The organism is Mycolicibacterium bacteremicum, from assembly GCF_002086115.1.
In the GTDB taxonomy this organism is placed as follows: domain Bacteria; phylum Actinomycetota; class Actinomycetes; order Mycobacteriales; family Mycobacteriaceae; genus Mycobacterium; species Mycobacterium bacteremicum.
Genome location: NZ_MVHJ01000011.1, coordinates 172,222 through 193,359, shown reverse-complemented (window position 1 = coordinate 193,359; position 21,138 = coordinate 172,222). Strand labels below are relative to the sequence as shown.

The 21,138-nt window shown below is 67.1% G+C and carries 21 protein-coding genes; 9 read left to right on the top strand and 12 right to left on the bottom strand.

The window, feature by feature from the left end:
- Positions 1-118 precede the first annotated feature (118 nt).
- The 3 genes from BST17_RS15625 to BST17_RS15615 all read right to left on the bottom strand — a co-directional run bounded on the left by BST17_RS15625 (position 119) and on the right by BST17_RS15615 (position 3,296).
- A complete protein-coding gene (locus BST17_RS15625) occupies positions 119-1,165 on the bottom strand; it encodes an alpha/beta fold hydrolase (RefSeq protein WP_083059581.1) in 1,047 nt (348 codons plus the stop codon).
- Complete coding sequence (gene fmdA / locus BST17_RS15620; protein ID WP_083059580.1) at positions 1,165-2,409, bottom strand: formamidase; 1,245 nt, start codon at positions 2,407-2,409, stop codon at positions 1,165-1,167. The genes BST17_RS15625 and fmdA overlap by 1 nt, the downstream gene beginning before the upstream one ends.
- A gap of 536 nt (positions 2,410-2,945) precedes the next feature.
- Positions 2,946-3,296 carry a MarR family transcriptional regulator gene (locus BST17_RS15615; protein ID WP_083059578.1) on the bottom strand — a complete coding sequence of 117 codons (351 nt, stop codon included), beginning with the start codon at positions 3,294-3,296 and terminating at the stop codon, positions 2,946-2,948.
- Positions 3,297-3,326: 30 nt separating this feature from the next.
- Between BST17_RS15615 and BST17_RS15610 the strand changes: the two genes are divergently transcribed.
- Positions 3,327-4,454: a substrate-binding domain-containing protein gene (locus BST17_RS15610; protein WP_083059617.1), complete on the top strand. Its 1,128-nt coding sequence runs from the start codon at positions 3,327-3,329 to the stop codon at positions 4,452-4,454.
- Positions 4,455-4,489: 35 nt separating this feature from the next.
- Positions 4,490-6,565, top strand: coding sequence for a RecQ family ATP-dependent DNA helicase (locus tag BST17_RS15605; RefSeq protein WP_083059577.1), 2,076 nt, complete (start codon positions 4,490-4,492; stop codon positions 6,563-6,565).
- A gap of 49 nt (positions 6,566-6,614) precedes the next feature.
- On the opposite strand, the gene BST17_RS15600 is transcribed toward BST17_RS15605, so the two are convergent.
- Complete coding sequence (locus tag BST17_RS15600; protein WP_083059575.1) at positions 6,615-7,535, bottom strand: IclR family transcriptional regulator; 921 nt, start codon at positions 7,533-7,535, stop codon at positions 6,615-6,617.
- Between the two features lie 104 nt (positions 7,536-7,639).
- On the opposite strand from BST17_RS15600, the gene BST17_RS15595 reads away from it, so the two are divergent.
- The 3 genes from BST17_RS15595 to BST17_RS15585 all read left to right on the top strand — a co-directional run bounded on the left by BST17_RS15595 (position 7,640) and on the right by BST17_RS15585 (position 10,771).
- Positions 7,640-8,767, top strand: a complete 1,128-nt coding sequence (locus BST17_RS15595; RefSeq protein ID WP_083059574.1) for a hypothetical protein — start codon at positions 7,640-7,642, stop codon at positions 8,765-8,767.
- Positions 8,768-8,769: 2 nt separating this feature from the next.
- Entirely contained in the window at positions 8,770-9,552 is a 783-nt protein-coding gene (locus BST17_RS15590) for an SDR family oxidoreductase (RefSeq protein WP_083059572.1), read from the top strand.
- A gap of 73 nt (positions 9,553-9,625) precedes the next feature.
- On the top strand, positions 9,626-10,771 hold the full coding sequence (locus tag BST17_RS15585) for a sulfotransferase family protein (RefSeq protein ID WP_083059571.1): 1,146 nt from the start codon (positions 9,626-9,628) through the stop codon (positions 10,769-10,771).
- 57 nt (positions 10,772-10,828) lie between these two features.
- Here the strand turns inward: BST17_RS15585 and BST17_RS15580 are convergent, their stop codons facing one another.
- A complete protein-coding gene (locus tag BST17_RS15580) occupies positions 10,829-11,332 on the bottom strand; it encodes a hypothetical protein (protein WP_083059569.1) in 504 nt (167 codons plus the stop codon).
- The gene (locus tag BST17_RS15575; protein ID WP_083059568.1) at positions 11,332-12,519 is read right to left on the bottom strand and encodes a 3-ketosteroid-9-alpha-monooxygenase, oxygenase component; all 1,188 of its coding nucleotides are present in this window, start codon (positions 12,517-12,519) and stop codon (positions 11,332-11,334) included. The genes BST17_RS15580 and BST17_RS15575 overlap by 1 nt, the downstream gene beginning before the upstream one ends.
- 110 nt (positions 12,520-12,629) lie before the next feature.
- Between BST17_RS15575 and BST17_RS15570 the strand changes: the two genes are divergently transcribed.
- On the top strand, positions 12,630-13,154 hold the full coding sequence (locus BST17_RS15570) for a gamma carbonic anhydrase family protein (RefSeq protein ID WP_083059566.1): 525 nt from the start codon (positions 12,630-12,632) through the stop codon (positions 13,152-13,154).
- A gap of 1 nt (position 13,155) precedes the next feature.
- Here the strand turns inward: BST17_RS15570 and BST17_RS15565 are convergent, their stop codons facing one another.
- From BST17_RS15565 to BST17_RS15545, 5 genes are read right to left on the bottom strand one after another with little or no spacing between them, the layout of a single operon-like run.
- Positions 13,156-13,773, bottom strand: a complete 618-nt coding sequence (locus BST17_RS15565; RefSeq protein WP_234807693.1) for a hypothetical protein — start codon at positions 13,771-13,773, stop codon at positions 13,156-13,158.
- 54 nt (positions 13,774-13,827) lie between these two features.
- A complete protein-coding gene (locus BST17_RS15560) occupies positions 13,828-14,229 on the bottom strand; it encodes a nuclear transport factor 2 family protein (RefSeq protein ID WP_083059565.1) in 402 nt (133 codons plus the stop codon).
- Positions 14,226-15,401: a thiolase family protein gene (locus BST17_RS15555; protein WP_083059563.1), complete on the bottom strand. Its 1,176-nt coding sequence runs from the start codon at positions 15,399-15,401 to the stop codon at positions 14,226-14,228. Before BST17_RS15555 ends, BST17_RS15560 begins: the two co-directional genes overlap by 4 nt.
- A 2-nt stretch (positions 15,402-15,403) precedes the next feature.
- A complete protein-coding gene (locus BST17_RS15550; RefSeq protein WP_083059562.1) occupies positions 15,404-16,459 on the bottom strand; it encodes a thiolase family protein in 1,056 nt (351 codons plus the stop codon).
- 14 nt (positions 16,460-16,473) lie between these two features.
- Positions 16,474-17,475, bottom strand: a complete 1,002-nt coding sequence (locus BST17_RS15545; RefSeq protein WP_083059560.1) for a Zn-ribbon domain-containing OB-fold protein — start codon at positions 17,473-17,475, stop codon at positions 16,474-16,476.
- A 55-nt stretch (positions 17,476-17,530) separates the two neighbouring features.
- On the opposite strand from BST17_RS15545, the gene BST17_RS15540 reads away from it, so the two are divergent.
- The 3 genes from BST17_RS15540 to BST17_RS15530 all read left to right on the top strand — a co-directional run bounded on the left by BST17_RS15540 (position 17,531) and on the right by BST17_RS15530 (position 20,643).
- Entirely contained in the window at positions 17,531-18,562 is a 1,032-nt protein-coding gene (locus BST17_RS15540) for an LLM class F420-dependent oxidoreductase (protein ID WP_083059558.1), read from the top strand.
- A gap of 180 nt (positions 18,563-18,742) precedes the next feature.
- On the top strand, positions 18,743-19,423 hold the full coding sequence (locus BST17_RS15535; RefSeq protein WP_083059614.1) for an acetoacetate decarboxylase family protein: 681 nt from the start codon (positions 18,743-18,745) through the stop codon (positions 19,421-19,423).
- Entirely contained in the window at positions 19,420-20,643 is a 1,224-nt protein-coding gene (locus BST17_RS15530) for a cytochrome P450 (protein WP_083059556.1), read from the top strand. Before BST17_RS15535 ends, BST17_RS15530 begins: the two co-directional genes overlap by 4 nt.
- Here BST17_RS15530 and BST17_RS15525 read toward each other — a convergent pair.
- Positions 20,640-21,113: a MarR family winged helix-turn-helix transcriptional regulator gene (locus BST17_RS15525; RefSeq protein WP_234807692.1), complete on the bottom strand. Its 474-nt coding sequence runs from the start codon at positions 21,111-21,113 to the stop codon at positions 20,640-20,642. The genes BST17_RS15530 and BST17_RS15525 overlap by 4 nt on opposite strands.
- Positions 21,114-21,138: the final 25 nt, after the last annotated feature.

Genomic DNA, 21,138 nt, shown 5'->3' with positions numbered 1-21,138 from the left:
CCAACTCATCGACATCGCACTGGAAATCAAACGCGAACAAGAGACGCAGAACGCCTGAACCGGGGCCGGCCGCGCGCATTAGCGTAACGCGCGCGGCCGCCCGCAGGGCAGGTCGGACTCAGCCCGGCGTGTAACCGGGTGCGGCCAGCAGTTCCTGTAATCCGGCGTCGATGAAGTCGGTGTCGACGGCGTTCGCTCCGCCCCCGGCGAAGTGTCCCCAGATTCCCGGGATGACCCTGACCTGACCGCCCGGGATGAACTCGGTGGCCCACAGCTCGTCCTCGGGCGGGAAGTACAGATCCTTCTCGGCCGGCATGGCCAGCAGCGGACATTTGATCGAGGCCAGCGCCTTCTTCACATCACCGCCGAAACCCGGTGTGTTGCCGACATTCCCGCTGTGCCAGGTGCCGATCATCGCGATCAGGTTGTTCGGATCGCGTCCGTCGCGGAAGAAGCCCTCCCAGAATCCGTAGAGGAAGTCGTCGAACGAGGTGTAGCCGAGTTCGCGCCAGGTCTCCTCCCAGTAGAACGCCTGCGAGTATCCCCAGCCCGAGTAGACCCGGGCGAAGGCCCGTAATCCCTTGATCGGCGGTGTGTCCGGGCGGTAGTCGCCCCCGGCGAAAGCGGCATCGGCGGTCAGCGCGGCGACCAAGGACTCCAGGAACACCTTGTTGTGTGGCGCGGTGATGCTGGATCCGCAGAACGGTGCCGCCCGCTGCACCATCTCGGGGTGGCTCACGGCCCACTGGTAGGTCTGCCCGGCGCCCATCGACCATCCGGTGACAAGGGCGATCGAGGTGATGCCGAACTTCTCGGTGACCAGGCGGTACTGCGCCTCCACCTGGTCGTAGAACGTGACCGCCGGAAAGCGCGGGCCGTCATACGGGGCGGGGGTGTTCGACGGCGACGAGGACAGTCCGTTGCCGAGCATGTTGGGAATGATGATGAACTTGTCGGCCGGGTCCAGCGCGCGGCCGGGGCCGATCAGCCATTCGTTGTCGGTGTGCCAGCCCGAATACCAGGTGGGGTAGACGATCACGTTGGACTTGTCGGCGGCCAGCGTGCCGAATGTCTTGTAGGCCAGCGTGGCGTTGCGCAGGGTGTGTCCGCTCTGCAGGGTGAAGTCCCCGAGGTCGAAGTACTCGGCGTCGGTCGGCGCCGGCATCAGCTGCTCACCGCGCACTGTCCGCGGTCGACGGGCTGCGGTGGGGTACTGGACGGTCGGACGTCGATGTCGAAGATGGCTGTCGGAACATACAGCGTGGCACAGGAATTCGGCACATCGACCACACCGGATAGTCGGCCCTCGACCGGAGCCGCCCCGAGGATCAGGTAGGCCTGCTCACGCGTCCAGCCGAACTTGGACAGGTACTCGATGGCGTTGAGGCAGGCATTCTGGTAGGCCAGCGTGCTGTCCAGGAAATGCTGGGTGCCGTTCTGGTCGACCGAGAATCCGACGAAGGTGAGGAACTCCGAGTAGCGCGGTTCGACGATGCCGGGCATGAAGATCGGGTTGGTGGTCACGCCGTATGTCTGCATACCGCCCTTGATGACCTCGACGCGCAAATCGATGTAGCCGCCCATCTCGATGGCGCCGCAGAAGGTGATCTCACCGTCGCCCTGAGAGAAATGCAGGTCACCCAGGGACAGGTTCGCGCCGTCGACGAACACCGGGTAGAAGATCCGGCTGCCCTTGGACAGGTTCTTGATGTCCTGGTTGCCGCCGTTCTCCCGGGGCGGTGCGGTCCGCGCGGCCTCGGCGGCGACCCGCTCGTAGTCAGCCCCGGTGAGGCTGCCCAGCACCGCGTTGGACGGTTGCGGCGGCAGCGCCAGCGGAGGTACCCGGTCCGGGTCGGTGGCGATCAGCTGGGCTTCCCGCCGGTTCCAGTCGGCCAGCAGATCGGCGCTCGGGGCGGTACCCATCAGACCGGGGTGGATGAGTCCGGTGAACTCGACACCGGGGACGTGCCTGCTGGTTGCCTTCTGGCCGGTGAAGTCCCAGATCGCCTTGTACGCCTGCGGGAACCACTCGGTGAGGAAACCGCCGCCGTTCTCCTTGGCGAAGATCCCGGTGTAACCCCACCCCTGGCCGGCGACCGGCCCGGCCTGCTGGGGTACCGGTCCGACGTCGAGGATGTCGACGATCAGCAGGTCACCGGGCTGGGCACCTTCGACGGCGAACGGGCCGGAGAGCTGATGCACCATCGACAGGTCGCAGTCGCGGATGTCGTTCGCGTCGTCGGAGTTGACGATGGTGCCGTCGAACCACTCCTTGGACTCGACCCGGAAACTGTCTCCCGACTTCACCGTGGCGACGGCAGGGATGTCGGGGTGCCAGCGGTTGTGGCCGACGAGCTGCTGCTCACGGAACGGCTTGCTCTGGTCAACGGGAAAGATCAGATCGGGCATGCGAGCTCCTCGTGTATCGGATACGTTCTGGGGCAACGATTCCTATGGTCTGGGCAGCAGGCGGTGGCGGGGGTCGGCGTAGCGGCGAGCCGCTGGATCGGGCATGCCGCTGCTCCGGCGCACCACGGCCGGGGCGGACCGCGACTGCTCGTGCAGGTCCAGGACGCGCGCCCCGACGGGGTCCGAGGTCAGCATTGCCCCCAGTGAGTACACGCGTGAGCTTGTCGCGCAACAGCTTTCGCAACTCGCGGAGGCGGGCGCACTGCCCATGGTGAAATGTAGGTCGAATACACCGTCGACCGGGCAGCGATAGCGATAGCGTGGCACGGAACCCTCCGCCTGTCGTCCGATTTGTTCCCATTTGGGAATAAAGTCGAACCTACACCGCGGGCGCCGGGCGTCAAGGGCAATCGCCCGATCGCGGCGTCGGTGCGGCGAAAATTCACACCGTTGTCACGCGTGTGGCCGATCGTCCCCTCTGCTGCGCAAAACGGATTTACAATGACGCAACACGCACGTCCTAGATTGGCGTGGAGTCACTTTCGCAGAAGGAAATCCATTGCGCTGATTGCTGACTCCGCGGTTCGGAGGAGTTCGGCACCATGCGAGGACGAGCGCAGCACGGTTCGGCGACGATCCTGCGTCGACGCGGTGCGATAGACGGCGCCGAGTTCGACCAGCCCGTCGACGATACGGGTGGCCGAGGTGGACGGCACTGCCAGTGCCTCGACGATGTCGGACATCGAGTATCCGGGATTGTGGTGGATGACGTGCAGGCCGCGCCAGCGATCCACGGTCAGGTCGGTCCCCGCGAGCGCGGCGTCGATTCCGTCGGCGACGACGGCGGCGCGTCGGAGCAACGCGAGGGCCTCGACGAGGTCGTCCATGGCATGCCTTCTCGATCGGGAATGCACAGCATGACAGATCCGGCCGGTCGGACGGAACCACGGCGGCGCTCCCGCTCGGACTTCCGCGTCGCCCTGGTGCTGCCGCGCCGTGGGCCGGCGGGGATCTTCGGGCTGGAATGCCACGCGGCGGCGGAGCTGGCCGCCGCCGAGATCGATGCGGCGGGCGGGGTGGCGGGCCGCTCGGTGCAGTTCGTGCATGTCGACGCCGGCGGAGACCCTGCCGCGGTGGCTGCGACCGTCCGGGATCTGGTGGACAGCGGCGCCGTCGACGCGGTGACCGGATGGCATCTGTCCAATGCCCGGCAGGCGATCGCCCGCGAGGTCGGTGGGCGCGTTCCATACGTGTACGCGGCCGCCTATGAGGGCGGCGAACGCAGTGACGGCGTGTTGTGCAGCGGGGAGGTTCCCGGCGACCAGATCATCGCCTCACTGCGGTGGCTGCGCACCGAACTGCGGTTGCGCCGGTGGTTCATCGTCGGCAACGACTACGTCTGGCCACGGGGTTCGGCCAAGGCCACCCGCGCCGGGCTGGAGGGTTCCGACATCGCGATCCTGGGCGAGCGGTTCTTGCCGCTGGGCGTCGACGACGAACGGGCCTGGGATCGCGTGCTGGCCGATATCACCGCCGCCGACCCGGACGGGGTGATCACGCTGCTGGTGGGATCCGACGCGGTGCGCTTCAACCGTGCCTTCGCCACGGCGGGTCTGGATGCCACCGTCACGCGGTTCAGTCCCTTCACCGACGAGACGGTGGTGCTGGCCAGCGGGAGCGCGGCGACCGGCAATCTGTTCATCTCAGCCGGCTGGTTCGCGGGCCTGGCCTCGGCCGCTGCCGCGGAGTTCAGTGCGGGGTTCGCCCGGGCCTTCGACCTGGTGAACGGGGCCGGGCCTATCGGGGAGTCGGCGGCGCCACAGCCCGGCACGATGGCCGAGACGACCTACTCCGGTGTGCACCTGCTCGCCGGTATCGCCACGACCTCGGTGCCGACGGTCGCCGATGCCCGGCGGGCCTTCGAGGACTGGGGGTGGGATTCGCCGCACGGCCCGGTCGATCTGCACCGCGGGGCCGCGCGGCACCCGGTGCACCTCGCGGTGGCCCGCGGTGTCGAACTGGACGTCATCGCCCGGGTCCGCTGAACCGGGACGTCGTACCCGGTTGGCACGATGGACCGATGACCACCCGCACCGACGCACAGGCGATCCTGGAACAACTGGCCGGGCCGCACGCCGTGCTGCGCGATGACCAGTGGACCGCCATCGAGGCACTGGTGGTGCACCGCAGGCGCGCCCTGGTGGTGCAGCGCACGGGCTGGGGGAAGTCGGCGGTGTACTTCATCGCCGCCAAGCTGTTGCGGGCGGCCGGCCGCGGACCCACCGTGATCGTCTCGCCGCTGCTGGCGCTGATGCGCAACCAGGTCGAGGCCGCCCGCCGCGCCGGTGTGCAGGCCGCCACCATCAACTCCAGCAATGTCACCGAGTGGGAGGACGTGCACCGTCGCGTCCGCGCCGGGGAACTCGACGTGCTGCTGGTCAGTCCGGAACGGCTGAACAATCCCGACTTCCGCGACGCCGTACTGCCGGCGCTGGCCGCCGACGCCGGGCTGGTGGTGGTCGATGAGGCGCATTGCGTATCGGACTGGGGGCATGACTTCCGGCCCGACTACCGGCGCATCCGCACCCTGATCGCCGAGCTGGGCGCCGACATCCCGGTGCTGGCCACCACGGCCACCGCCAATGACCGGGTGGTCGCCGACGTCGCGACGCAGTTGGGTGTCGGTGGTTCCGATGACGCACTGGTACTGCGCGGCGGCCTGGACCGCGAATCCCTGCGGCTGTCGGTGGTGCAGGCCGGTGGACCCGCCCAGCGTGCGGCATGGTTGGGAACACATCTGGGATCGCTGCCGGGATCGGGAATCGTGTACACGTTGACGGTGGCCCAGGCGCACGATATCGCCACGCTGCTGCGCGAGCAGGGCCACACCGTGGCCGCCTACACCGGTGGCACCGAGGCGTCCGAGCGCGAACAGCTGGAAGCCGATCTGCTGGACAACCGGGTCAAGGCGTTGATCGCCACCTCGGCGCTGGGCATGGGCTTCGACAAGCCCGACCTGGGGTTCGTCGTGCATCTGGGTGCGCCGTCCTCGCCGATCGCCTACTACCAACAGGTCGGCCGCGCCGGCCGCGCCACCGCCAGCGCCGAGGTGATCCTGCTTCCCGGCCGTGAGGATGCCGATGTGTGGCGCTACTTCGCATCGGTGGCATTCCCCTCGGAACCCATGGTGCGCAACGTGATCGACGCACTCGAGCCCGACCGTCCGCTGTCCACCGCGGCGTTGGAACCGCTGGTGGATCTGAACCGGTCGCGGTTGGAGATGGTGCTGAAGGTCCTCGACGTCGACGGTGCGGTACGCCGGGTCAAGGGCGGCTGGATCGGTACCGGGCAGCCGTGGTCCTACGACGAGCCGCGCTATGCGCGCCTGGACGAGGCGCGCAAGCGTGAACAGCAGGCCATGCTCGACTATCAGCGCACCACCGAATGCCGGATGGTGTTCCTGCGCAAGCAACTCGACGATCCGGAACTCGGGCCGCAGCCGTGCGGGCGGTGCGACAACTGCGCCGGTCCGCGCTACCGGTCCGAGGTCGATACCGAGGCAGCGGAGGCGACCAGGGCTGCGCTGATGCGCCCTGGTGTCGAGATCGCGCCGCGTAAGCAGTGGCCCACCGGCATGGGCCGGATCGGGGTGGAGCTGTCGGGTCGGATCACCGACGGGCCGGCGGCCGGTCGGGTGATCGGCCGGCTGACCGACCTGGGCTGGGGCGCCCGGCTGCGCACGCTGCTCGACGAACCCGATGCCGAGGCGCCCGACGCGGTGATCGCCGCGGCCGTCGAAGTGCTCAAGGCGTGGGACTGGGCGCAGCGTCCGACCGCGGTGCTGGCCATGGACTCGCACCGGCATCCGAAGTTGATCCGCAGTGTGGCGGCCCGGCTGGCCGAGGTGGGCCGGTTGAAAGACCTTGGTGTGTTGCAATATTCGCCGCAGCACCGCCCGGTGACCGCGGCCAACTCGGCCTATCGGGTCGCCGCGCTGCGCGATGCCTGGGAGCAACCGACCGGCGTGGCAGGGGAGACCGTGCTGCTGGTCGACGATATGACCGACACCGGATGGACCATGACGATGGCGGGGCTGGCCGTCCGGGGGTCCGGAGCGGTCGACGTGCTGCCGTTCGCGTTGGCGGCGGTCAGCTGAGCACGTCCGCGGGCACGGTCCTGCGAACGCACTCGCCGACGACGAGTGATCACATCGGTTTCGAACCGCCCAGCTGTGCGGTCAGCGCGTCGGCGGTACTGATCAGTCCGGCTGCGCGCGTACCGATCTCGTCATCGGTGAGCGCACCACCGATCTGTAGTGTGACCACCATGACCTGGCGTCGATGGTGGTCGAACACCGGCGCGGCGATGACGCTGATGTCGTGGCGGGTGTCGGGTCCATCGGTGCCCGGCAGATAGACCCGCTCACCGATATCGGAGACCAGTTCGCCCAGCAGTGCCCGCAATTCATCGGGCAGCGTGTTCGACATGCCGGCCATCAGGGCGTAGAGCCGTCGGCCGCCGGGGGTGAGTCGCTCGACCAGGTATCCCGCGGCGCGGCAGGCCGTGATCACCCGCTCGAACCGGTCGGTGTCGGTGCGCAGCGGGATGGTCGGCTCCTTGGCCAGCCAGTCCCGCACGGCGCGCTCATCCCAGAGCACGAACATCAGGCCGACCGGCGGTGCGAAGGGGTAGCTCTGTCCGACCCGCACGGCCGCCGGCGTGTTCGGTGGTGCGACGAGCTCCAGCAGCGTGATGCGATCGTCGACCACGCCGGACAAGGCGGCGGTGACCCCGTATGTCTCACAGAGCTTTCGCAGTTCGTCACGAGCGGCTGGACTGACCCGCAGCGACTCCTGGGCGGTGTGTCCCAGCGTGATCAACGTCGGCCCCAGCCGGTAGGTCTTGTCCCGGACTCCCGCGCCGGAGTCGCGCACCAGGTAACCGGCTTCGGTGAGGCTGGTGAGGATACCCAGGCAGGTCGGCTTGCTCAGGTCGACCCGGCGGGCCAGCTCGGACAGTCCGAACCGGTCGTGCGGGTGCGCGGAAAGGAAGTTCAGCAGCGCGATGACCCGTTCGGTGGGCGGGGATGCCCGCCCGGTGGTCTCGTCCGGCACGGCACCTCCCATATGACCTACGACCACCCGTTGACGCCCCACTAGAACGCGTTCTAGTCTCAGGTCGGAAACTCTACCACGACGGTCCAATATTGGAACGAAAGGTGATCCGCCGGATGTATGCCCAGCCGTTGGCCGATGCCATCGCCGAGGCCGAGCGCCTCGTCGCCGAAGCCCCGTTCATCGAGTCCGAAGCCGACCTGCTCGAAGGCCTGCAGTACCTGGCCGGGTGCATCGCGGCGTGCACGCACGTGGCCTTCGACTACGACCGCGACCACCCGTTCCTGCACAGCGGCACCGGCCCGTTCACCAAGATGGGGCTGGACAACCCGGACACCATGTATTTCGGCACCCGCGTGCAACCGGGCCATGAATACGTCGTGACCGGCCGTCGCGGCACCACCACCGACGTCAGCTTCCAACTCATCGGCGGCGAGTACACCGATGAGGTGGTGCCCGACAGTGAGACCGCATTCGACGACCGCAAGCTGGATATCGCGCCCGACGGCACCTTCGAATGGCGCTTCACCCCGGACAAGCCCGCGCAGCTGGTCATCCGCGAGGTCTACAATGACTGGTCCGCCCAGCGCGGCACATTCGCCATCGCCCGCACCGACACCGCGGGCACCGCGCCGGAGCCGCTGACCAAGGGGCTCATCGAGAAGCGCTACTCGGTCGCCGGAAAGCAACTCGTGCAACGGGTTAAGACGTGGCTGCAGTTCCCGAAGTGGTTCTACGACAACCTGCCGGTGAACACACTGACCGCGCCGCGGCTCACTCCGGGCGGCCTGGCCACCCAGTACTCCTCGGTCGGTCATTACGACATCACCCCAGAGCAGGCAATCGTCATCACCCTTCCGGTGACCGACGCGCCGTACCTCGGGTTCCAGCTGGGCAGCCTGTGGTACATCTCGCTGGATTACATCAATCACCAGACCTCGCTGAACGGCACTCAGGCACAGGCCGATCCGGACGGCAAGATCCGCATCGTGGTCTCCGAGGGCAATCCGGGTGTGACGAACTGGTGCGAGACGCTCGGCCACGGCAAGGGGTACCTGCAGTTCCGCTGGCAGCGGGTCTCGCGGGAACTCACCGAGGCCGACGGCCCGACGATGGAGATCGTCGACCTGGACGCGGTGCCGGCGGCGTTGCCCTACCACGAATCGAACAAGATCTCGGATGACGACTGGCGGGCGCGGATCGCGCTGCGCCAGAGACTGATCGGCGAAAGGATGGTGGGCTGATTATGGCGAGTCTGTTGCAGGGTAAGACTGTGGTCATCAGCGGTGTGGGCCCGGCGCTGGGCACCACGCTGGCGCGCCGATGTGCCGAGGAGGGGGCCGACCTGGTCCTGGCGGCCCGCACCGTGGAACGGTTGCATGACGTCGCCGGCCAGGTGACCGCGCTGGGACGCAAGGCACTCGCGGTGGGTACCGACATCACCGACGAGGCGCAGGTGGCCAATCTGGTGTCGACCTCACTGGCTGAGTTCGGCAAGGTCGATGTGTTGATCAACAACGCTTTCCGGGTGCCGTCGATGAAGCCGTTCGCGAAGACGAGCTTCGAACACATCCGGGAGACGGTGGAACTCACCGTACTGGGCGCGCTGCGCCTGATCCAGGGCTTCACCCCGGCGCTGGCCGAGGCCAATGGATCGGTGGTCAACGTCAACTCCATGGTGGTGCGGCACTCCGATCCCAAGCAGGGTGCCTACAAGCTGGCCAAGTCGGCGCTGCTGGCGATGTCGCAGTCACTGGCCAGCGAACTCGGAGAGTCCGGCATCCGGGTGAATTCGGTGCTGCCGGGCTATATCTGGGGTGGCACGCTGCAGGGGTACTTCGAGCACCAGGCCAGCAAGTACGGCACCACGGTCGAGGAGATCTACAAGGCGGCCGCCGCCAACAGCGACCTGAAGAAGCTGCCGACCGAGGATGAGGTGGCTTCGGCGATCCTGTTCATGGCCAGCGATCTGTCCAGCGGTATCACCGGGCAGACGCTGGATGTCAACTGCGGAGAGTACAAGTTCTGATGGCGCGAGGACGAGCGCGAGTGAGGATCGCAGTGAGGTACGAGCGAGGACCGGAGCGAGTGGGAGTCGAGCCATGAGACCGCGCACGAACGTCGGCACCGTCGACGACCTGCACGCGTCGGCCGTGAAGGCCTGCGGACTGGACGATTTCGGCGATGACAGCGACAACTACAAAGAGGCGCTGGCAGTATTGCTGGACGCCTACCAGCGCGATGCCGACTTAACCGAGTTCGGCAGCAAGATGCAACGCTTCTTCGTCAGGAATGCGCTGGTGGCCCGCCTGGTATCCGAGGCGGCGTTCAAGCAGTACCCGCAACACGCCGACGTGCCCATCGAGCGGCCGATCTTCGTCACCGGCCTGCCGCGCACCGGGACCACCGTCATCCACCGGCTGCTGACCGCCGACCCGCGGCACCAGGGCCTGGAACTGTGGCTGGCCGAGTTCCCGCAGCCGCGTCCGCCACGTGAAACCTGGTCGGAGAACCCCATCTTCGCCCAACTCGACGCGCAGTTCACCAAGGCGCACGAGGAGAACCCGGACTACACCGGCCTGCACTACATGACCGCCGATGAGGTCGAGGAATGCTGGCAGCTGCTGCGACAGTCACTGCACTCGGTGTCGTATGAGACGTTGGCGCACATCCCCACCTATTCACGGTGGCTGGCCCAGCAGGACTGGACGAAGTCCTACCAGCGGCATCGCAAGAACCTGCAGTTGATCGGGCTGAACGAGCCGGAGAAGCGGTGGGTGCTCAAGAACCCCAGCCACCTGTTCGCCTTGGACGCGCTGTTCGCCACCTATCCGGACGCGCTGGTGGTGCAGTGTCACCGGCCGGCCGAGACCATCATGGCGTCGATGTGCTCGCTGGCCCAGCACACCACCGAGGGATGGTCGAACAGCTTCTCCGGCAAGGTGATCGGTGAGGACTCCCTGGAGACCTGGTCCCGTGGGCTGGAACTGTTCAATGCCGAACGGGTCAGGCACGACCCGGCGCAGTTCTGCGATGTCGACTACTTCGAGTTCATCAAGGATCCGGTGGGTGCGGTCGAGGGGATCTACCGCACGTTCGGCATCGAGTTCACCGATGACGCGCGTCACGCCATCACCGAGAGCCACGAGGAAAGCAAGAAGGGCCCCCGCGCACCCAAGCACACGTATTCACTGAGCGACTACGGGCTGACCGACGAGCAGGTGCGGGAGCGGTTCGCGGGCCTGTGATTTCGGTGAGGATACGTGCGCACAGCGCACGTATCCTCACCGAAATCGCAAAGGAAGTCAGCCGTCGCCGGGGGAGGGCGCGCTGGAGAACTCCTCCAGACAGCCCTCGGCGATGGCATGCTTGATGCTGTCGGTGAGCCGGTGACAGGATCGTGCCCGGGCCGGATCACCTCCGGCGGCCCGGATCTCCTCGAACACCGCGCAACGCTTGGCCGCCGTCGAGTTCCACTGCACCGAGGTGTGCTCGGCGCCCAACTTCTTCACCTGCACCGTGGCATGGCAGAACCGGCAGTCCACCGAGGCCAGCCCGGAGGTCAGGTAGCGCTGCTTGTCCCGCTCGGTGGCCTCGTGCACGGCTGCGGCCCGGGCGGGGTCAGATCTGAAATCCGGTGCCTTGGACCAGTTTCCGGCACCCGATCGCGGAGCCGGGTGATCGTGGTCATCCTCGTCGTCGTGTCCGCCGTGCAGGAGCAGCATCGAGCGGGCCAGACCGTCGACGTCGGCGGGGTCGACAGCTCGACCGCCCTCCGGCGTCCCGGTCCGCTCGTCGCTGGCGGTCATCAGCTCGGCTGCGCCGGCTCTTTGTGCGGCTCACCCTGTTCGGCGGCGTCGCGTTCGGCGGCATCCTGCTGCAGCTTGAGGTTTTCCTCCACCTCGACATGCCACTTCTCGTTGGCGATGGTGGTGTCGACCTCCATCTCGAAGCGGTCGGTCATGTCGGGGGTCACATCGGCGACGTCGACGTAGAACTGCTGGTACCAGCGACGCATCTGGTAAACCGCGCCGTCCTCTTCGACCAGCAGCGGATTGTCGATGCGGGTCTTGTGCTTCCAGATCTCGACGTCCTGCAGGAAGCCCTTGGACACCCCTTCGGTGAACACCCTGGCCAGCTTGTCGGTGGTCTTCTCGTCGAGTCCCTTGGGCTTCTCGACGATGACACCCCACTGCAGCACGAAGCTGTTCTGGCTGACCGGGTAGTGGCAGTTGATCAGGATCGACTCGGCCTTGAACCCGCCGTAGTTGTTGTGCAGCCAGTTGATCATGAACGACGGGCCGAAGTAGGAGGCCTCGGAGTCCAGGTGCGCCTCACCGTAGGTCGTGCCCAGGTCGTTGACGTCGGGACGGCCGACATTGTGCAGGTACTGGCTGGCGATGTGTCCTTCGAAGACGTTCTTGAAGTACGTCGGGAGCCCGTAGTGGATGTAGAAGAAGTGCGCCATGTCGGTGACGTTGTCGATGATCTCGCGGCAGTTGGAGCCCTCGATGAGCATCGTGTTCCACCGCCAGTCGGTCCACCCGTCGTCGGCGGCCTCGGGGATCTCCGGGATGCGGACCTCCGGTGGCGGCGGGTTGCCCTCAGGGTCGTTCCAGACGAACAGCAACCCCCCGCGCACGTCGGTCTCCCAAGCGCGGGTGCGGGCCAGTCGGGGGGTGCGCTTGGCGTAGGGCACCAGCTTGCACTTGCCGTCGCCACCCCAGCGCCAGTCATGGAACGGGCACGCCACGGTGTCGCCCTTGATCGAGCCTTGGGCGAGGTTGCCGCCCATGTGCCGGCAGTAGCCGTCGAGGACTCTCAGGTTGCCCTCGGAGTCGGCGAAGACGACCAGCATGGTCCCGAAGATCTCCACCCCGTGCGGCTTGCCGTCGAGGTAGTCCTTCACCGGTCCCAGGCAATGCCAACCGCGCGCATAGCGGTCAGGCAGGTCGCCGGTGTCGATCTCGCGAATGCCGGCAGTCTCGGTCGTCACGGTGGGCCTCCCGTATCTGGTCTCTCTAACTAGAACACGTTACAGTTTTGACCCGCCCCTGCGCAACGCAAACCGTGTCACCTGCGGGTACCGCACGGTATATGTGGACGATGCCGCATTACTCCTTCGACGGCCGGGTACCCCGGATCGACCCGGATTCATTCGTGGCGCCGACCGCGAGTCTGATCGGCGATGTCACGGTCGAGGCCGGTGCCTCGGTGTGGTTCAACGCGGTGCTGCGCGGCGACTATGCGCCGATCGTCATCCGCAGCGGTGCCAACGTGCAGGACGGATCGGTTCTGCACGCCCCGCCCGGCATACCGGTGGATATCGGACCCGGCGCCACCATCGCCCACGGGTGCGTCGTGCACGGGGCGCACATCGGTGCCGACTCGGTGGTCGCCAACCACGCCACGGTGCTCGACGCCGTCGTCATCGGGCGCGGATGCCTGGTCGCCGCCCACGCGCTGGTGGTCGCGGGCACCCGCATCCCCGACGACGTGCTGGTCGCCGGGGTGCCCGCGGAGATCCGTGGTCCGGTGGCCGGGACCGGGGCGGAGAACTGGGTGAAGAAGAGTGCGGGGGCCTATCGGGAGCTGGCCCGGCGGTACCGGGCCGGTCTGACCGAGCTCTGACTCAGGTCTGCTCGTCCAGACCGGCCCGCAGCGCGATCTGCTGCATCTTGCCGATGGTGGTGACGAATCCGTCGGTCGTCGCGTCGCCGCCGGCGCTCTGGAATTCCAGGCGCACCAGCGCGCGACCCTGGGTGAACATCAGCACGGTGATGTCCTTGGCCTCGTCCGGGTCGGCGCCGCGGACCATGACGCTGTCCGGGCCGACGCCGGCCGGCACGGGAGTGCCGGTCACCCGGGTGCCCAGCGTGCCCTGCGCTTCCTTCAGTGCGGTCGCAGCGGTATCCGGGTTGTCATAGACCAGGATCGTCGAGCTGATGGCGCGGGTGTCCTCGGCGTTGACGAAAAAGGCGCTCGCCCCCGGCAGGCCGCCGGGTGAGGCTTCCTTGTGCCGTTCGGTGAAGGTGTCCTCGGTGTCACTGAGATCGGCGGCGGTCAGCAGCAGCCGTGTGTAGTCGGTCGGCTGGGCGGCCGCGCCGGTGGTGGGCGTCGCGCTGGTCGTGGTGAAGGCGGGCAGCGTCGGCGCGGCACTGCTCGGGGCACCCGGCTGGCTGGGTGCGCAGGCCGAGAGGCCGACGGCGAGCAGGGCGGCAACAGTGGCACAATGTGATCGGGACAACATCAATTCAAGACGGTAGACGACGAAATCGCTTCCCAGCCTACGCGATAGGCCGCCTCACGCCGGTTGTGCGCTCGCCGCGGCCTTGTCCAGTTCCCAGTACGCGCGCAGCGCAGCAATCTTGCCCTCGGCGTCCACCCGGTAGGTGAACACGCCCTCGGCCACCACCCGGTAGCCGCCGGCGACGATCACGATGTGGCCGACATTGGCCTCCTCGTCACCGCACACATAGGTCTTCTCGAAGTGGAACTCCAGTTGGCTCGGCGCGATCGCCTTGTCGAAGAACGCCGCAATCGCTTCTTTGCCGCGGTGGCCGGTGCCGTCCGGGTCGAAATGCGACGGGCCGATCGGATCCTCGACGATGGCGTCGTCGGCGAACAGCGCCAGCCAGGCGTCCTTGTCGCGGGCGACGGCCGCCTCCCGCGACCGTCGACCCGCCTCGGAGACAGGTGCCGTCACCGGCCCGGCTTGTCCGCTCCGACCACCCACATGGAGTAGTACTGCGCCCCGCCGCCGTAGGCGTGCCCGAGCGCCTTGCGGGCACCCGGAACCTGGTGGTCGCCGGCTTTGTTCATCACCTGGATGGCCGACTCCGCGAACCGGATCATGCCGGAGGCACCGATCGGATTCGATGAGAGCACCCCGCCGGAGGCGTTGAACGGGATCCGTCCGCCGATGGCGGTCTCACCGGCCTCGGTGAGCTTCCAACCCTCACCCTCGGGGGCGAAGCCCAGGCTCTCCAGCCACATCGGCTCGTACCAGGAGAACGGGACGTACACCTCGGCGGCGTCGATCTCGTCGATGGGGCTGGTGATACCGGCATCGCGCCACAGCGCGGCCGCGGCGTCCCGGCTGGCCTGCGGGTTGACCTGATCACGGCCGGCGTAGGCCAGCGGTTCGGTGCGTAGGGCGGTGGCGTGGATCCAGGCGACCGGATTGCCGTCGGCCAGGTGGGCTTCGGCCGCCTCTTCGTCACCGATCACCAGCGCCGCGGCACCGTCGGAGGACGGGCAGGTCTCGTCGTAGCGGATCGGGTCCCACAGCATCGGGGACTGCATCACCTTCTCGACGGTGATATCGGGCTGGTGCAGGTGCGCCAACGGGTTCTTGGCCCCGTTGAGGCGGTCCTTGACGGCCACGATGGCACCGATGTGGTTGGGGGCCCCGGAGCGGCGGATGTAGGCGCGGATGTGCGGGGCGAAGTAACCGCCTGCGCCGGCACCGACCGGCTTGGTGAACGGCACCGGAATGCTCAACGCCCACATGGCATTCGATTCCGACTGCTTCTCCCAGGCCATGGTCAGCACGCGCTTGTACTTGCCCGACTGCACCAGGCTGGCGGCCACGATCGCGGTCGACCCACCCACCGAACCTGCGGTGTGCACCCGGATCAGCGGCTTGTTCGTCGCGCCGGTTGCGTCGGCCATGAACAGCTCGGGCATCATCACGCCCTCGAAGAAGTCGGGCGCCTTGCCGACCACGACGGCGTCGATGTCGTCGAAGGTCGACCCGGCGTCGGCCAGCGCGCGATCGATGGCCTCACGCACCAGGCCGTTCATCGACACGTCGTGGCGCTTGGCGACGTACTTCGTCTGCCCGGTTCCCAGAACCGCTGCGAGCTTTCCCGCCATGACTATTTCCCTTCCAGGACGGCGACCAGATTCTGTTGCAGCGCAGGGCCGCTGGTGGCGTGCGCCAGCACGCGCTGAGCAGAACCGTCGAAGATGTGTTGGGCGGCAAAGCCGATGCGCTCCAGACCCGCCGAGAACATCGGGTTGGCCGCCAGCGTGCCGCCGGACGGGTTGACCCTCGTGTTCGAGCCGAGACCGATCGCCTCGGTCAGGATCAGCTGCTGATGGGTGAACGGCGCGTAGATCTCGGCGATGTCGATGGACGCGGTGTCGCCTCCGGTGGCCGCCTTCGCCGAGGCCGCCGTGGACGGTGACGTGGTCAGATCGCGGGCGCCCAGCACCGGGGTCTCGATGCGGTGCTCGATACCGGTGATCCAGGCCGGGTTCTCGCGTAGTTCGCGGGCCTTGTCGCCGGCGGCGAGCACGATCGCCGATGCACCGTCGGTGATCGGGGCGATGTCGTGGCGGCGCAGCGGATCGGCGAAGTAAGGCTGTGCCAGCAGGTCGGCCACGCTGCCGGTGACCTCGTGCCGGTCGGTGCGGCCGCCCGCGGCAAAGGAATCCAACGCCACCTGGGCCATCTGCTCCTCGGACCACTTCCCGGCGTCCAGGCCGGCGCGGGCCTGCAGGCCGGCCATCGACACCGAGTCCGGCCACAGCGGAGCCACGGTGTACGGGTCGGTCTGCAGCGCCAGCACCCGGCGCAGGGTGCCCGCCGAGGACTTGCCGAAGCCGTACACCAGTGCCGTCTCGACCTGTCCGGTGAGCAGTTTGATGTAGGCCTCGTACAGCGCCCACGCCGCATCCATCTCGACGTGCGATTCGTTGATCGGCGGGATGGCGCCGATCGAGTCGATCGCGGAGATGAACGAGAATGCCCGGCCGGCAAGATAATCCGAGGAACCCGAGCACCAGAAGCCGATATCGGTCTGCTTGAGACCGAGCTCGGAGTAGAGCTGGTGGAAGCACGGCATCAGCATCTCGACGCCGTTGGTGGTGCCGTCGGTGCGGCGGACGTGGGGCGCGTGTGCGAAGCCCACCACTGCGATGTCTGTCATGTCAGGCGGGCCCTTTACAGATGGTGCTTGTAGGAGTCGTATTCGGCGTCGGGTTCACCGGTGGGTTTGAAGTAGTCGATGTTGTCGATCCCCAGGCCCCACTCCTCGCGTGGCTTCCACACGGCCTGCACGCGCATCCCCATCCGCACGTCGGCGGGGTCGATCTCGGTGACCAGATGCAGGAACGGGATGTCGGCACCGTCGAGCAGTACATAGGCCGCGACATAGGGCGGCTTGATCCGCTGACCGGGGAACGGGATGTTGATCACCGCGAAGGTCGTGACGGTGCCCTTGTCGACGAGCTCGATGAACTCGTCGAGTTCCAGCCCGGTGGCCGGGTCGGCCTCCTTGGGCGGGAAGTACACCTTGCCCGGCCGGCCGTCGCGACCGTTCTTGGTGCGCCCGCCCAGCAGCTTGCCCTCCTGCAGCGCCTTGAGGAACGTCGTCTCCGGCAGCGAGGCGGTGTGCTGGATCTCGATGAAGCTCGGCGTCACCTGCACGGTGACGGGCTCGCGATCGTCGGGCTGTCCCTCCGGCTCGGAGTCCTCGCCCGGGACGAAATAGGCGATATCGGTGATGGCACCGACGGGCTCGTCGACCCAGTGCACACGCACCCGGTCACCGGTCTTGATGCCGCCCTCATCCGCTCTGACCGCGTGCAGCAACGGGGTGTCGGCGCCGTCCAGCAGGATCAGCGCCCAGGCGAACGGCTTGTCCAGGGGTTGGCCCTCCAGCGGGGTGGACTGCCACGTCCAGGACTGCACCGTGCCCACCGCGCTGACGGGTACGACCTCGGTCAATGCCGCGTAGGTGACGGGGTCATACTCAGCGGGTGGGACAAGGACCCGACCATCGGATCCGCGTACGCCGACGATGCGTCGCTCGCGGAGCGCGGTGAAGAACTGAGACAGGAGCGGTCCGACTGAACGGGTGTAGTCGAATGAAAGCCTCAGCGGCGCCGAGAGGGGCCGCTCATGCTTGTCGATCTGCACCGGGCTGCTTTGGCCTGTGGTCACGGCATCGAGTAGAACAGGTTCTAAGAATGGTTTCAAGGACAGGTCTGGAGAAGCTATGAAGTTGGGTCTGCAGTTGGGTTACTGGGGCGCGCAGCCGCCGGAGAATCATGCGGAACTCGTCGCCGCCGCCGAGGAGGCGAACTTCGACACCGTCTTCACCGCGGAGGCCTGGGGCTCGGATGCCTACACCCCGCTGGCCTGGTGGGGTCGGGAGACCACGCGGATGCGGCTGGGGACCTCGGTGCTGCAACTGTCCGCCCGCACGCCCACCGCACTGGCGATGGCCGCGCTCACCCTGGACCACCTCTCCGGCGGCCGGCACATCGTCGGCCTGGGCGTGTCGGGTCCGCAGGTCGTCGAGGGCTGGTACGGCGCGAAGTTCCCCAAGCCGCTGGCCCGCACCCGGGAGTACATCGACATCCTGCGCCAGGTGTGGGCGCGCGAGGCCCCGGTGCGCAGCGACGGCCCGCACTACCCGTTGCCGCTGACCGGGGAGGGCACCACCGGCCTGGGCAAAAACCTCAAGCCGATCACCCATCCGCTGCGTGCCGACATCCCGGTGATGCTGGGCGCCGAGGGCCCCAAGAACGTCGCGCTGGCCGCCGAGATCGCCGACGGCTGGCTGCCCATCTTCTACTCGCCGCGCATCGCGGGCATGTACAACGAGTGGCTCGACGAGGGCTTCGCCCGGCCCGGCGCCCGGCGCACCCGGGAAACCTTCGAGATCTGCGCGACGGCCCAGGTCGTGGTGACCGATGACCGTCCGGCGATCATGGAGCTGATGAAGCCACACCTGGCGCTCTACATGGGCGGCATGGGCGCCGAGGACACCAACTTCCACGCCGATGTGTACCGCCGGATGGGCTACGCCGAGGTGGTCGACGACGTCACCAAACTGTTCCGCTCCGATCGCAAAGACGAAGCGGCCAAGATCATCCCGGACGAGCTCGTCGACGACTCGGCGATCGTGGGCAACCTCGACTACGTCAAGGAGCAGATCAAGGCCTGGGAGGCCTCGGGCGTGACGATGATGGTCGTCGGCGCGCGGTCGGTCGAGCAGATCAAGGATCTCGCGGCTCTGGTCTAGCCGCCGAGCAGACTCGTATACCCCCGGAATGCCTGGCTTTCAGGGGTATACGGGTCTGCTCGCCGGAAAGACGCGACGCGACGAGTAGACACTTCCTTGCCAGGTGTCTACTCCGAGCCCTAGATTGGGCGCGTGACCCACGCCACATCGCAGTACACGATCGCGGGCGAGACCGTGACCATGCCGGTGCGGATCCGCACGGCGCAACAACACATGGCCATGTTCTCGGTGGACGCCGACGCGGCCCAGCGCATGATCGACTACAGCGGCCTGACCGTGTGCCGGTACCGGCCCGGCAAGGCCGTGGTGGTGCTGATGCTGATGCGCTACATCGACGGCGACCTCGGCCCGTACCTGGAGTACGGCACCAACGTGATGGTCAACCCGCCAGGGTCGACTGCGTCCGGACTCAAGGCCCTCGGCGAGGCCGGCGCCTTCATCCACCATCTGCCGGTCGACGGCGAGTTCACCATGGCAGCCGGTCGTCAGATCTGGGGATATCCGAAACTGCTGGCCGACTTCACCATCCGTGACGGTCACAGCTACTCCTTCGATACCCACATCGACGGGCAGTTCGCGGTCGGGATGGATTTCAAGCCCGGCCTACCGGTCCCGCCGGCGTTCACCGGCAAACCCCAGGTCCACCCGACCTATTCGCATCTGGACGGGGTCACCCGGCTGACATCGGGGGAGATGACGATGTCCGGTGTGCGGTATCGCCCCGGCGGGGCGACGGTACGGCTCGGTGAGCACCCCTACGGCCGGGAACTGGCCGCCCTGGGCTTCCCCAAGCGCGCCATGTTCTCCGGCTCCGCCAGAAATGTGGAAATGATGTTCGCCGACGCCGAGGAGATTGCATGACAGGGGTTTTGACGGGTTCGGTCACCGAAGCGCGTCCCGATGTGGACCTGGCCGATGGCCGGTTCTACGCCGACGGTCACGCCCGCGAGGCGTACCGCTGGATGCGGGCGCACGAGCCGGTGTTCCGGGATCGCAACGGGCAGGCCGCCGCGGCCAGCCACGCCGCGGTGCTCGACGCCGAGCGCAACCCGGAGTTGTTCTCCAACGCGGGTGGGATCCGGCCGGACCAACCCGGTATGCCGTACATGATCGATATGGACGATCCGGCACATCTGTTGCGCCGCAAGCTCGTCAACGCCGGCTTCACCCGCAAGCGGGTGATGGACAAGCTGCCCGCCATCGGCACGCTGTGCGACACCCTCATCGACGCGGTGTGCGAGAAGGGTGAGTGCGACTTCGTCCGCGATATTGCCGCCCCGCTGCCGATGGCGGTGATCGGTGACATGCTCGGCGTGCTGCCCCAGGAGCGGGAGCTGTTGCTCAAGTGGTCCGACGACCTGGTCTGCGGGCTGAGCTCACACGTCGACGAGCAGACCGTCCAGTTGTTGATGGACACCTTTGCCGCCTACACCGCCTTCACCATGGACGTGATCGCCAAGCGGCGCGCCGACCCCACCGACGACCTGTTCTCGGTTCTGGTCAACTCCGAGGTCGAGGGCCAGCGGATGGAGGATGCCGAGATCGTCATGGAGACACTGCTGATCCTCATCGGCGGTGACGAGACCACCCGGCACACCTTGTCCGGTGGTACCGAACAACTGCTGCGCCACCCCGATCAGTGGGCTGCCGTGACGGCCGATCCGACCAAGCTGCCCGGCGCCATCGAAGAGATGCTGCGCTGGACCTCGCCGGTGAAGAACATGTGCCGCACGCTGACCGCGGACACCGAGTTCTACGGCACGGCGCTGCGCAAGGACGAGAAGATCATGTTGATGTTCGAGTCCGCGAACTTCGACGAGGAGGTGTTCGGTGACCCGCAGAACTTCCGGATCGACCGCACGCCGAACAATCACGTCGCCTTCGGGTTCGGCACGCATTTCTGCATGGGCAATCAGCTGGCCCGCCTCGAGCTGAAGATCATGATCGAGAAGGTGCTGTCGCGGCTGCCCGATCTGCGGCTGGCCGATGCCGACATGCTGCCGTTGCGTCCGGCCAACTTCGTCAGTGGGCTGGAATCGATGCCGGTGGTGTTCACTCCGACGAAACCTGTTCTGGCCTAGCAGCTTTCATCATCCACTCGGCAGACGGCGTCGGGATGGCCACCGGTGACCGTCGCCGCCCGCTGCAGCAGGCCGTGTAGATCGGCCAGTTCGGTCTGCGTCAACCCGGCGAACATCCGGTGTTCCAGGGTCACCAGCACCGCCTCGGCCTCGGCGAGTCGCTGGGCGCCCGCTTCGGTCAGCAGCACGGTGTGCCGTCGCCGGTCCGCCGGTGAGCGTCGGCGTTGCACCAGGTCGGCGGATTCGAGGTCGTTGAGCAGTGCCACGACGTTGGTCGGGTCGATGCCCAGCGAATCGGCCAGATCCGATTGGTTCTGCTCGCCGAAGTCGCGCAGCAGGGTCAGCGCGATGAGGTGCCGCGTCCGCAGGCCGACCTTGGCGACCTCGACGTCGGCAGCCCCGCGTAATCGTCGCAGCACCAGATCCAGCAGGGGGCCCAGCAGCAACTCGTGGCGTGGCTGGTCGGTCACGGCGTAAGCGTACGGGAATTTGACG